This window comes from Neisseria viridiae, assembly GCF_962747995.1.
GTDB lineage: Bacteria > Pseudomonadota > Gammaproteobacteria > Burkholderiales > Neisseriaceae > Neisseria > Neisseria viridiae.
On record NZ_CAUJAJ010000003.1, the window covers coordinates 95449 to 107912 of the forward strand.

Genomic DNA, 12464 nt, shown 5'->3' on the forward strand with positions numbered 1-12464 from the left:
ATTAAACCGTGATATGAGGGGAAAAAGGCAATGCTAGCGGAACGACGGATTGTCGCACCTTGCAAAAAATGCCGTCTGAAACGATAAGGTTTCAGACGGCATTTTAAAATGCAGGCGTTTAGAACTTGGCTTGCAGCCTTAACCAAGCGGTGCGGCCGGGTTCGTTGACGCGGGTGGTTTTGATGCCGGCGGCAGGATCGACAAATCCTCCGCTTCTGCTGACGAATTCGGCATAGGTTTTGTTAAAGACGTTGTCCACGCCGCCTTGCAGGGTGGCGTATTTGTTGAATTTCCAACCTGCATTGACGGAAAGTACGCCAAAGCCTGCGGATGCGCCGATGTCCTGACCGATGATGTTGCCCTGTCCTTTGGCGTAGCGGTTTTGTTTGGCAACCAGTTTCCACAGTGCGCCCGCGCTGAATTTGCCGTTGTCGAAGGCAAGGGTGTTGTTCCATTCGAGCGGAGGTGTTTGTGCCAACGGCAGATTGTCGGTCGTGTTTTTACCGCGCGTGTAGGCAAGGTTGCTGCTGATGCTCCAGCTTGGTGCAAACTGCCATTTGGCTTCAAGTTCGCCGCCGAAACGGGTAGCGTCGATGTTGCGCGCCATGGTCATGATATGTCCGTGTCCGTGTCCGCCATGCCCGTGTCCGCCATGTCCGCTGTGGGGCATCATGTGCTGTTCGATCAGGATATAGTCGCGGATTTTGCCTGCAAATACAGAGGCGGAGACGTGCCAATTTCCGCTGTTCCAAATCAGACCTGCATCAAGTTGGCGGTTGGTTTCTTTTCGGAGATTTTTCGGTTCTTTGCGTTCCCAGTAGTCGGGCGCACGTTGGGCGATACCGAAGCCTGCGTAGTATTTGGTATCACCCAGTTTTTGTTCAAATCGGAAGAAGCCCGAATTCAAGGGGTATTTGGTTTTTTTGAGGGGATCGGAGTCTGCCTTGTCTTCGTATGTACCTGTTACTTGGTCATGACGGAAGCCGGCAATCAGTTTTTGCTTGTCAGTACGTTGCCAAGCCGTTTCGGCAAAGCCGCCCAGTTGGTCAAAGCTTTGGGTAGGCTTGAAAGGACTCGAAGCGTAGTTTTCATTGCCGTTGCGTTCGGTATGGCGGTCGCGCATATAGTCGATGCCGGTTTGAAGGTTGACGTTGTCCCAATCGAAAGTGGCTTTCAGATTGCCGGTATCGGTGCGGCGTTTGGGGTTAATGGCTGCCTTGCCCATCATACCGACGGGGCGCAGGCTGTAGGTGTCCATAACGTGGTCGATTTCGCTGGAGCCGTAGCGTGCCTCGATTTCGCTCAACCATGGTGTGATATTGCGTTGGCTGATGCGGACATTCCATGCGTCGCGGTCGAATTTGCTGCCGTCCATCATACGGTCGGCGTAGGCGGCTTTACCGCGGCTGCGTTCGTATGTGCCGGCGATGGTGGTGTTTTCGGTCGGGGTAACGCCCAACTGAACCATTTGGCTGTCGCGTTTAAAGTTGGAATGTACGCGGTTGCCTGCTCCGTCTTTATAGTCGTCGGATTCGTTGTGTGAGACATTGAGGCGGGCATAACCGTATTTGCCACCCGCACCGGCTTCAAAGGAGGCATCGCGTCTGCCGCTGTTGCCTAATGTGGTGCTGCCGTTGAAGGAGTAGGGTTGTTCGTGGAAGGTTGGATCTTTACGGACGAAATGTACCGAACCGCTGATCAAACCCATCCCTTGGGTAACGGTTTGCGGACCTTTGGTTACGACAACTTCATCAAAGGTGCTGGGGTGGATGTAGGAAGTGGGCGGGTCCATGCGGTTGGAACAGCCGCCGTAAACGAACTGGTCGTCTGCGTTGATGGCAAGGCGCGAGCCGCCCAAACCGCGGAACAATGGATCGCCCGAGCTACCGCCTTTGCGGATGATGCTCATGTTGGGGACAGATTGCAGCAAATCCGCGCCGTCGCCTGCCGGTAGGGGCTGGAGGGTGGCTTTAGGGTTGAATTTGACTGTGTTGGCTTTTTGCTGCTGTGTTCCGGTAACGGTAACGGGGGAGAGTTCGGCGGTTTCTTCCGCAACAGGGGCTGCCCATGCTTGGCTTAGCGCGGCTGCGAGGGGAAGGAGTAGGAAGTGGGTAGTTTTCATATCTAATCTACTTAAATAGAGGGTTGTTGTGTTAGTCCTAAAGTAGTATATAAAACTAAACTGAACGATGTATCAGAAAATGCACTTTGTTTAACATACATCAATAATGAATGTACCGACCCGATAAAAAAATGCCGTCTGAAGCGGAAAAGGCTTCAGACGGCATTTTGAAAGACGGGTTATTTATTAAAGAAAATCAGCGTCCACGGTAAAACATATGCCTGTAGGAGGGTGAGAAGACCGACAAAGCTACAGAAAATCAGGCTGTGTTTCACGGTGAAGCGGAACAGGTTGGATTCCTTGCCCTCTAAGCCTACTGCCGCACATGCGATGGCGATGGATTGAGGGGAAATCATTTTGCCTGTTACGCCGCCGGTCGTATTGGCGGCAACGGTCAGCTCGGGGGTAACACCGATTTGATGCGCGGTGCTGGCTTGCAGCGAACCGAAGAGTGCGTTGGCGGAGGTGTCCGAACCGGTCAGGAATACGCCCAGCCAGCCGAGGAACGGCGAGAAGAACGGGAACACGGCACCGGTAGCGGCAAGGACGAGTGCCAATGTAGACGACAGTCCTGAATAGTTTGCCACGAATGCGAAACCGAGTACCAAACCGATAGACAGGATGGACAGGCGCAGTTCTTTGAGCGTTTCAAAGAAAGTGCCGACGGCTTCGGAAGGTTTCATTTTCAGTAAAGCGGCGGAAACGATGGAAGCAAACAGGATTGCCGTACCGACTGCGCCGAGGAAGTCGATTTTGAACACGGCGGCGTATGGTGTCGGTTCGCTGACGATGGGCGCGGCTTTTTGCACCAGGTTGTGCAGCATCGGCCAGTCGAATTTGACGGTGGCAACGCCCAAAGCCTCTTTTACGCCCTTAATCGTCCACACGCTGACGAAAACGGTCAGAATGGCAAAGGGCGACCAAGCTTTGATGATTTGTCCTGCCGTGTATTCGCCCGCTTTGCGTTCGGACGGTTTTTTCATGCCGTTGAACGTGAAGATTTCTTTAGGCTGCCATTTTTTCAGGAAGGCGGACAGGCAAATCAGGCTGACCAGTGCGGAGGTTACGTCGGGCAATTCCGGGCCGATGAAGTTGGCGGTAATGAATTGGGTAACGGCGAAAGACACGCCCGCCACCAATACGGCAGGCCAAGTTTGGCGTATGCCGCGCATACCGTCCATCATGGCAACCAGCCAGAAGGGTACGATAACTGAAAGGATAGGAAGCTGGCGGCCGGCGACTTGACCGATGTGGTAAGGATCGAGGTTGGACACTTGTCCGGCAACCAAAACCGGAATGCCCATCGCGCCGAAAGCCACGGGCGCGGTGTTGGCAATCAAACACAAACCTGCGGCGTAGAGCGGATTGAAGCCCAAGCCCACCAGCAAAGCGGCGGTAATCGCCACCGGCGCGCCGAAGCCTGCCGCGCCTTCGAGGAATGCGCCGAAGGAGAAGCCGACCAGCAGCATTTGCAGGCGTTGGTCTTCTGTAATTGAAATAACAGAGGCGCGGATAATATCGAACTGCCCTGTTTTTACGGTAATTTTATATAGGAACACGGCGGTAACGATAATCCAGGCAATCGGCCACAAGCCGTAAGCGAAGCCGTACAGCGCGGAAGAAACCGCCATACCCGCCGGCATCCCGAAGCCGAATACGGCAACGGCAAGCGCAATCAGCAGCGTATAAAGCCCCGCCTGATAGCCTTTCAGCTTCAGGACGGTCAGCGCGGCAAAGAAAAAGACGATGGGTAAGAGTGCGGCGGCGGCAGTCAGATACAGGCTGCCGCCGATTGCCGTGTAGTTTTGAACCCAAGTTTCCATAATTGAGCATCTCCGAAAATATTTTTATGATTAATAAAATTGGTCAAACCAATTAAGATAATACGAGGCTACTTTACGAAACTTTAATATACCAGTCAATATATTTTTCAATACAAATGATGATTTTTAAAAGAATATTAATTTTATTCCTTAATAATCAAGATAGTATTTTATTTAAAAATGTAATTGAATGTAGTTCTGAAGGGGGTTGCCATGTTGGGCCTGTAATGCGGTTGACGGTGGGAGTGTTGTATTATTAGAATTTATGTTTGTTGGTCAGTCCAATTTTATTTATATTTCGGAGAAAGTTTGGCAGAAAACCGATAGAAGGAGAATGCGATTATGAAATTGATAAGGCCGCAGAAAATCAGCGATCAGGTATTGTCGGTATTGGAAGGCCGTATCGTGGAAGGGGTTTACGCGGAAGGGGGCAAGATTCCGCCCGAACGCGTTTTGGCGGAAGAGTTCGGCGTTTCGCGCCCGTCGGTCAGGTCGGCATTGAATGTTTTGGTTGCCCGTCAGGTTTTGGAAGCGAGGCAGGGCGACGGTTATTATGTTTCGGTCAAGCCGCAGCAGGATTTTTTGCAAAGTTGGCAGGAGCTTTTGGGCAAACATTCCAATTGGGAACAGGATGTTTTTGATTTCAGCTGCCACATCGAGGGCTGTATGGCGGCATTGGCGGCAGAACGCCGGACGGATGCCGATTTGAAGCGGATTCGGTTTTGGCTTGAAAAGTTTGAGGAAGCGTGCGGAAGCGGCAATTTGGAACATCAGAGCGAAGCCGATGTCAGCTTTCATCAGACGATTGCGGATGCGGCGCACAATTTGTTGTTCAGCCATTTGTCGGGCGGTTTGTTGAAAATGCTGTACCGGCAGACGCGCAGCAGCCTTATTTATCTGAATCAGGAAGAAGATCCGCGTCCGAAACTGATGGCGCAGCACCGTGTATTGTATGAGGCGATATCGAACCGCCGGCCGGGCGAGGCTTCGGAGGCGGCAAAGGCACATTTGAATTATGTGGCAAGCAGCATATTGAAAGACAGGGAATATCAGAGCCGTAACCGCCACGCGGATACTTTGGCGCAAAACGATTTGAAACGTGTGCAGGATTGGGCGGTGTGAATGCCGTTCAGACGGCATAGCGCGCCAACAATCGGACAGCCTTTATTCAATGGAGCCGGTTTGCGCCCAAACGGAAATACGCGGCTTTTCACTTGCAAACAGATGGAATCGGCCGGGTATCCAAACACAGGAAAAAAGGTTTGAAATGCCCGGATAAGGAAATGCCGTCTGAACAGCATTTGCGGTTCGGACGGCATTTTGTTTGCGGGTCGGCGGCGTTTGCTTAGAAGCCTTGCGCCAGCATCGCATCGGCAACTTTGACGAAACCGGCAATATTCGCACCATTGACATAGTTCACTTTGTCGCCGACTTTGCCGTATTTCAGGCAGGATTCGTGGATGCTTTGCATAATCTCAAATAAGCGGTTGTCCACTTCTTCGCGCGTCCAAGACAGGCGGATGGCGTTTTGGCTCATTTCCAAGCCCGAAGTTGCCACGCCGCCGGCGTTGGAGGCTTTGCCCGGGGCGTAGAGGATGCCGGCTTTGATAAATTGCTCGACCGCGCCCAAAGTCGACGGCATGTTCGCACCTTCGGCAACAACGTAGCAGCCGTTTGCCAACAGGGTTTTGGCGGCTTCTTCGTCCAATTCGTTTTGAGTCGCGCAGGGCAGGGCGATTTCGGCGGCAACGTTCCACGGTTTTTGGTTTTCAAAGTATTGCAAACCTTGCTCTTTGGCATAAGTGGCAACCCGTTCGCGGCGGACTTCTTTCAGTTCGATAAGTGCGGCGAGTTGCGCTTCGGTCATACCGCTGTCGGGGAAGAGGACGAAGCCGTTGGAGTCGGAAACGGTCAGTACTTTCGCGCCCAGTTGGATGGCTTTTTCGGCAGCGTATTGCGCCACGTTGCCGGAGCCTGAAATCAGGACGCGTTTGCCTTCAAAGCCGTCATTGCGGGTTTGCAGCATGGCTTGTGCGAAATAGACGCAGCCGTAGCCGGTCGCCTCGGGGCGGATGAGGCTGCCGCCCCATTCCAAACCTTTTCCGGTCAGGACGGAAGTGAATTCATTGCGGATTTTTTTGTATTGTCCGAACAGGTAGCCGATTTCGCGTCCGCCTACGCCGATGTCGCCGGCCGGAACATCGGTGTCTGCGCCGATGTGGCGGTAGAGTTCGGTCATAAAGGCTTGGCAGAAGCGCATTACTTCGGCATCGGATTTGCCTTTGGGGTCGAAGTCGGAACCGCCTTTGCCGCCGCCCATAGGCAGGGTGGTCAAGGCGTTTTTGAACACTTGTTCAAAAGCGAGGAATTTCAACACGCCCAAATCGACGGTCGGGTGGAAGCGCAGACCGCCTTTGTAAGGGCCGATGGCGGAACTCATTTGCACGCGGTAGCCCCGGTTGACTTGGACTTGTCCTTTATCGTCCTGCCAGGTTACGCGGAACATGACGACGCGTTCGGGTTCGACGATGCGTTCCAGCAGGCTTTGCTGGGTGTATTTCGGATTTTTTGCCAAAAACGGATCGAGGCTCATGAAGACTTCTTCAACCGCCTGATGGAACGGCTCCTGATTGGGGTTGCGTTGTTTGAGGTTGGCAAACAGGGTGTTCAGGTCAGTCATTCGGATACTCCTTTTGGTTGATATTGTACTAATGGGAAAACAAATTTGTAGGTAGCAATATAAACCTATTTTTTTCTGATGCCAAGCCCGATTTGGCACAAATTGTTGACATTATTTTTTCCATATTTTCGATGTTTGATGTTTGTTGCCGATAATCAATCAATAATCATAAATTAATTTCGCAGATAAAAATATTATTGGAATTTTATTCTAAGTAATTAAACTAGATTTTTTGATTACAATCAAGGTAATTTTGTTTTCACGCCTGCTTTTGCTGTGGAGAATGACTAAAATTGTCAACAATCTTGCCTGACCGTACTCGCGTTTTGAGCGTCCGGTGGGGCGGCGTGCGCGCTTGTCCGGACTCGGGCGTTGGCCGGAAATGTTACAATATGCGCCGTTCAACTTGATGAAAGATGATGATGAAGGCCTATTTGGACTTGATGCGCCACGTCCTCGACAACGGTACGGACAAATCAGACCGCACCGGTACGGGCACGCGCTCCGTATTCGGTTATCAGATGCGTTTTGACTTGGGCAAAGGTTTTCCGCTGCTGACGACCAAAAAGCTGCATTTGCGCTCGATTATTCACGAGCTGCTTTGGTTCCTCAAAGGCGATACCAATATCAAATACCTGAAGGACAACAATGTTTCCATTTGGGATGAGTGGGCGGACGAAAACGGCGATTTAGGTCCGGTGTACGGCTACCAATGGCGCAGCTGGCCCGCGCCCGACGGCCGCCATATCGACCAAATTGCCAATGTGGTGGAACAAATCAAGAAGAATCCGGACTCACGCCGTCTGATTGTATCGGCATGGAATCCGGCTTTGGTCGATGAGATGGCCTTGCCGCCTTGCCACGCGCTGTTTCAGTTTTACGTTGCCGACGGCAAACTGTCCTGCCAGCTTTACCAGCGCAGCGCGGATATTTTCCTTGGTGTGCCGTTTAATATTGCCAGCTACGCGCTGTTGACGATGATGATGGCGCAAGTGTGCGGGCTGGAGGCGGGCGAGTTTGTCCATACGTTTGGCGACGCGCATTTGTACCGCAACCATTTCGAGCAGGCCGCATTGCAGTTGGAACGCGAACCGCGTGCCTTGCCTGTGATGAAAATCAATCCTGAAGTCAAAGATTTGTTTGCCTTCAAATTTGAAGATTTTGAGTTGGAAAGCTACGATCCGCATCCGCACATCAAGGCGGCAGTGTCGGTTTAGGAGGCGGTATGGGCAGGCATTTCGGGCGCAGGCGTTTTTTGACGGTTGCCGCTGTTGCTGCGGCGGGCGCGGCGGTTTCTTTTTTGCCGAATCCTTTTGCCGCCGATGATGAAAAACGCAATGAAAATGTGTTTTTCTGGAAAGGTGTCGCGCTGGGTTCCGGCGCGGAGCTGCGCCTGTTCGGTGTGGACGACAGACAGGCGGCGGATTTGGTCAATAAGGTTTTGGCGGAAGTGGCGCGTTTGGAAAAAATGTTCAGCCTTTACCGTGAAGACAGCCTGATCAGCCGCCTGAACAGGGACGGTTATCTGACTTCGCCTCCGGCGGATTTCTTGGAACTGTTGAGCATTTGTCGGGATATGCATACTTTGACCGGAGGGGCATTCGATCCGACAGTTCAGGTTTTGTGGAAACTGTATGCCGATTATTTTGCCGCCCATCCCGATGCGGAAACGCCGCCGCCGGAGAATAGCGTGAAGGAAGCCCTGAAACGGGTCGGCTTTGACAAATTGGTGTTTGATGACCGTGAAATCCGTTTTGCCGAAAAGGGTATGGGTTTGTCCTTGAACGGCATCGCGCAAGGCTATATCACGGACAAGGTTGTTGCGCTGCTTAAAGCAAACGGCGTGCCTGCCGCGTTGGTCGATATGGGTGAAATCCGCGGATTTGATACAAACGGCAGGCGGACGTGGAATGTCGGCATCCGCAATCCGGACGACGAAGAAGGCGTGCTGGCAAATATCACGATGAAAGACAAGGCGTTTGCCACTTCGGGCGGCTATGGGACGGTGATGGACAAGGCGGGCAGGTTTACCCATTTGTTCGATCCGCGAACCGGCGTGAGTACGCCGCGTTATAAAAGCATGAGCGTGATGGCGGATGATGCGGCGGTTGCCGATGCCTTGTCGACGGCGTTTTCCGTGATGGATTTGCCGCTGATACGGTCGGTTGCCGAAAGCAGGCGGCTTAAGGTTTGGCTGGTCATGCCGGACAATACTTTGAACGAAATAGGCTGAACCTGAAGCAAAATGCCGTCTGAAAGGCTTTCAGACGGCATTTTGCCGTTGGGCGGGATTTTTAAAGGATGCCCAAAGAATTGATGAAAACAATAATAATGGCAATCGGGGCGAGGTAGCGCAAGGTATTCAGCCACAGCAGCAGCACTGCCCGTGGTACGGTGCTGCCCGATCCGGCATCTTTTAACACAGACTGCTTGTCCTGAATCCAGGCGGTAAAGATGGAAACACTCAAAGCACCAATCGGCATAATGACGGCGGAAATAACATAGTCCCACAAATCAAAAATGGTTTTGCCGAAAACCTTAAACTCACCCCATACGCCGAAAGACAGCGCGGACGGGATGCCGACAATGAAAATGGCTGTGCCGATAAGCCAAGTGTGTTTTTTGCGTTTGCGCTCGTCTTGGCGGATGGTTGAGGCAATGACCGTTTCCAACATCGAAAATGCGGAAGTCAGCGTGGCGAAAACGACCAGCAGCATAAATACCGCAAACAAAACCGTACCGAACGGCATCTTCATAAACACTGCGGGCAATACGATAAAAATCAATCCCGGCCCCTGGCTCGGTTCAAAACCGAAGGCGAACACCGCCGGGAAAATCACCAGACCGGCAAGTAGGGAAACCAAGAGGTTCATCCACATAATCGTATGGCCGGAACGGAACATATCCTGATCTTTTCCCAAATATGAAGCGTAGGTAATCATGGCGGAAACGCCGATGCTCAGGGCAAAAAACGCCTGTCCCAAAGCCGTAATCATCGTATCGGCTTTAAAGTACGACCAATTCGGTTTGAGCAGGAAAGACACGCCCTCCATTGCACCCGGCAGCGTCAGCGAACGGATTGCCAGCGCAATAAAGAGGATAAACAGCCCCGGCATCAGATAACGGTTTGCCTTTTCAATGCCGTCTGAAATCCCGCCTTTGACCACCCAAACCGTAATCAGCATAAACAGTGCCTGATAGGACAGCGAACCTGCCGGATTGGAAATCGTTGTGCCGAACAGGGCTTCAAAGTCCGCTCCTGCATGGATTGCCCCTGTAAAACTGTGGACGACATAATTCAATACCCATCCGCCGACCACGCTGTAAAACGACAGCAAAATAAAGCAGGCGGCAACGCCCATGCGCCCGACCCAAAGCCATTGCGTACCCGGACGCAGAACCCTGAAGGAGTCGACGGCATTTTTACCGCCCGTGCGCCCGATATAAAATTCGGCAAGCTGGACGGGCAGGGCGACCAAGATAGTAAATATCAAAAACAGCAGGAAAAACACCGCGCCGCCGTTGGTGCCTGCCGTATAAGGAAATTTCCAAATCGCGCCCAAACCGATGGCCGAACCTGCCGCAGCAAGGACGAAACCGATTTTGGACGACCAAGAAGCATGGGTAGTCATAGGGTTTATTAAGAAATGTGAAGGTAGTGCATTGTAACAAAGCACTTGACGCGGCGGCACAAGCCGGGGAAGACGCTGCAAAACTTTGCCAATAGGCTGCGTAATATCGGGGGATATTGGGATTTTCTTATTTTGAGGGATGAATTCGGGGTGTTTCTTTCCAATGAACGAATATAATTTGGCGGTTTGTTGCATCAAAGGCTTTCAGACGGCATAGACCGTCTGAAAGCAGTTTATATTGCATCCAATAATTTGTCGGCGGTATGGTTGATGGTGAAACGGTTGGCGACGCATTGATGCCCTGCCGTTGCCAGTGCGTTTTTCGTTTCAGGGTTCAAGACGAGACATTCGATTTCATCCGCCAAAGATTCAGGTGTCAGCCTATCCAGCAGAATCCCCGATTGATGATGTTCGATAATTTCCTTTTGCGCGCCCAAAGTATTGGAAATCACCGCCGTTCGGCAGTACATCGCCTCGCATAATGACAAACCGAATGCTTCCGGGACGAGGCTGGGTAAAACCACGACATCGCTTTGGCGGTAAAACGAAGCAATGTTTTCGGTAAACCCTTCAAAAGAAACAAATGGTTCTGCTCCTGAAGCAGATACGTCCCGCTTCAGGCGGCACATATAATCCGGATGTCCGTGCCCTGCCAATTTGAGCCTGATTTGAGGATATTTCCGATGCAGTATCACACAGGCTTCAATCAGGTTTTCCAATCCTTTTTCCGGACTGATCCTGCCGGCGTAGGCGACGGTAAAAAAACGGCTGTCGGGTTTTTCTTGAGACGGGGGAAAACGGCCGGTATCGATACCGTTATGAACAATCCGGTATTTTTCTTTAAAGGGATTGTCGGCGGTTTGCACATCGTAAACCAGACGGGAAACGCAAATAAAGCGGTCGGTGTTTTTCTGTATCAGGCGGTGATAAAAATCGGTTTTGTTGGCGACGACATTGTGTTTGACAAATATCAGGCGTACCCCGGTCAGTTTTTTCAAAAGTATGGATAAGGCGGCAATTTTGCCGGTGTGTATCATCAGGTGGGAAATGCGGTTTTTCCGGATAAAGCGGGTAAGCGCGCAGAGCGAAAACAGCCCGTTGAGCGTGTGAAGGCGCGTTGTGAAAACGGAAGAAACTTCGGAAAAGCGCCTGTGCATCAACTCATTATTTTTATTGACGGCGGTAAACATCGTGCAGCCCCGCAGTCCCAATGCTTTTGAAACATCATAGACATATTGTTCGCCCCCGCCCCAAATCTTGGCCGATACGATATTTAATATCCTGAATTCTTTTTCCATTTAAAATTTTCCGCCGGATTTGTACAGATAATATAGTTTGACATATTTAATCATCGTGTAATAGCTGTGGTTGACGGACATAATCCAACCCATTTTTCCATCGAGAAACCCTTTGTTCAGGATATAAATTTTGAAAAAACCCCAAATCGGGCGGAGGATAATGTCCCTAACGAAACTCACGGGCTTTCCCTGCTCTCGGTATTTCTCGGCTGAGATGGAAGTGTATTTGTTGAATTTGTTGAAATATTGTTCCCAGTTGTCGTATGTGTAATGGTATATAAAATGCTTCAGACGGCGTTTGGGGTAGGGGGTTTGTACGGTTTCGTGTACTTTGCCTTGCACCGAACTGTCTTTCTTCGGCATCAAACGGCATACGCTGTCGGGACGCATCGCGCCGTGTGTGGCCGGATGGTTGGGGAAAAGGTTGCGGCGTTCGACAAAATAGGCGGCATAATCGCCGGTTCGGACAATTTTTGAGATTTCATCAGATAGTTCCGGCGTGCAGCGTTCGTCTGCATCAATCAGGAAAACCCATTCTCCGCCTGCCTGTTCGATGGCAAATGTTTTTTGCGCTCCGAAATCCCCGTTCAAATGCCGTCTGAAGACTTTTGCGCCCAAACCCTCGGCAATTTCGGCAGTATTGTCGGTGCTGTAGTCGTCGATAACGATGACTTCTTTATCGAAACGGCAACTTTCAATACATTCCTGAATGTGGTTTGCTTCGTTTTTGGCAACAATCAATACGCTGACTTTTTTCATTATCAAGGTTTCTCAAAGCATTTTGGTTTCACAGGGCGGCAAAAAAGCCCAAACATACGTCCGGGCTTGGGAATTGGTGGGTCCGGTGGGGTTCGAACCCACGACCAAGGGATTATGAGTCCCCTGCTCTAACCCCTGAGCTACAGACCC

The 12464-nt window shown here is 51.3% G+C and carries 9 protein-coding genes and 1 tRNA gene; 3 read left to right on the forward strand and 7 right to left on the reverse strand.

Annotated elements, in window-relative coordinates:
- Nucleotides 1-118 precede the first annotated feature (118 nt).
- Nucleotides 119-2122 carry a TonB-dependent copper receptor gene (locus tag Q9J79_RS03260; protein WP_301912277.1) on the reverse strand — a complete coding sequence of 668 codons (2004 nt, stop codon included), beginning with the start codon at nt 2120-2122 and terminating at the stop codon, nt 119-121.
- A gap of 179 nt (nt 2123-2301) precedes the next feature.
- Nucleotides 2302-3945 (reverse strand): lactate permease LctP family transporter, encoded by a 1644-nt coding sequence (locus tag Q9J79_RS03265; protein ID WP_301912276.1) that lies wholly within the window; start codon nt 3943-3945, stop codon nt 2302-2304.
- Between the two features lie 342 nt (nt 3946-4287).
- Here Q9J79_RS03265 and Q9J79_RS03270 point away from each other — a divergent pair, with 342 nt between their 5' ends.
- Nucleotides 4288-5067: a FadR/GntR family transcriptional regulator gene (locus tag Q9J79_RS03270; RefSeq protein ID WP_301912275.1), complete on the forward strand. Its 780-nt coding sequence runs from the start codon at nt 4288-4290 to the stop codon at nt 5065-5067.
- A gap of 223 nt (nt 5068-5290) precedes the next feature.
- Here the strand turns inward: Q9J79_RS03270 and gdhA are convergent, their stop codons facing one another.
- Nucleotides 5291-6625, reverse strand: a complete 1335-nt coding sequence (gene gdhA / locus Q9J79_RS03275; RefSeq protein ID WP_301912274.1) for an NADP-specific glutamate dehydrogenase — start codon at nt 6623-6625, stop codon at nt 5291-5293.
- 422 nt (nt 6626-7047) lie between these two features.
- Here gdhA and Q9J79_RS03280 point away from each other — a divergent pair, with 422 nt between their 5' ends.
- Complete coding sequence (locus Q9J79_RS03280) at nt 7048-7842, forward strand: thymidylate synthase (protein WP_301912343.1); 795 nt, start codon at nt 7048-7050, stop codon at nt 7840-7842.
- A gap of 8 nt (nt 7843-7850) precedes the next feature.
- Nucleotides 7851-8858, forward strand: coding sequence for an FAD:protein FMN transferase (locus Q9J79_RS03285; protein ID WP_301912273.1), 1008 nt, complete (start codon nt 7851-7853; stop codon nt 8856-8858).
- 61 nt (nt 8859-8919) lie between these two features.
- On the opposite strand, the gene Q9J79_RS03290 is transcribed toward Q9J79_RS03285, so the two are convergent.
- From Q9J79_RS03290 to Q9J79_RS03305, 4 genes are all read right to left on the reverse strand, one after another.
- The gene (locus Q9J79_RS03290) at nt 8920-10257 is read right to left on the reverse strand and encodes a sodium-dependent transporter (RefSeq protein WP_301912272.1); all 1338 of its coding nucleotides are present in this window, start codon (nt 10255-10257) and stop codon (nt 8920-8922) included.
- Between the two features lie 233 nt (nt 10258-10490).
- Entirely contained in the window at nt 10491-11555 is a 1065-nt protein-coding gene (locus Q9J79_RS03295) for a glycosyltransferase family 4 protein (protein WP_118997608.1), read from the reverse strand.
- Complete coding sequence (locus tag Q9J79_RS03300; protein WP_301912271.1) at nt 11556-12314, reverse strand: glycosyltransferase family 2 protein; 759 nt, start codon at nt 12312-12314, stop codon at nt 11556-11558. It abuts the gene before it with no gap.
- A 74-nt stretch (nt 12315-12388) separates the two neighbouring features.
- Nucleotides 12389-12464 (reverse strand) — tRNA-Ile (locus Q9J79_RS03305).

Coding starts and splice junctions, on each gene's coding strand:
- Q9J79_RS03280 (WP_301912343.1), top strand. CDS start 7,048: ATGAAGGCCTATTTGGACTTGATGCGCCACGTCCTCGACAACGGTACG.
- Q9J79_RS03290 (WP_301912272.1), bottom strand. CDS start 10,257: ATGACTACCCATGCTTCTTGGTCGTCCAAAATCGGTTTCGTCCTTGCT.
- gdhA (WP_301912274.1), bottom strand. CDS start 6,625: ATGACTGACCTGAACACCCTGTTTGCCAACCTCAAACAACGCAACCCC.
- Q9J79_RS03270 (WP_301912275.1), top strand. CDS start 4,288: ATGAAATTGATAAGGCCGCAGAAAATCAGCGATCAGGTATTGTCGGTA.
- Q9J79_RS03285 (WP_301912273.1), top strand. CDS start 7,851: ATGGGCAGGCATTTCGGGCGCAGGCGTTTTTTGACGGTTGCCGCTGTT.
- Q9J79_RS03265 (WP_301912276.1), bottom strand. CDS start 3,945: ATGGAAACTTGGGTTCAAAACTACACGGCAATCGGCGGCAGCCTGTAT.
- Q9J79_RS03260 (WP_301912277.1), bottom strand. CDS start 2,122: ATGAAAACTACCCACTTCCTACTCCTTCCCCTCGCAGCCGCGCTAAGC.
- Q9J79_RS03295 (WP_118997608.1), bottom strand. CDS start 11,555: ATGGAAAAAGAATTCAGGATATTAAATATCGTATCGGCCAAGATTTGG.
- Q9J79_RS03300 (WP_301912271.1), bottom strand. CDS start 12,314: ATGAAAAAAGTCAGCGTATTGATTGTTGCCAAAAACGAAGCAAACCAC.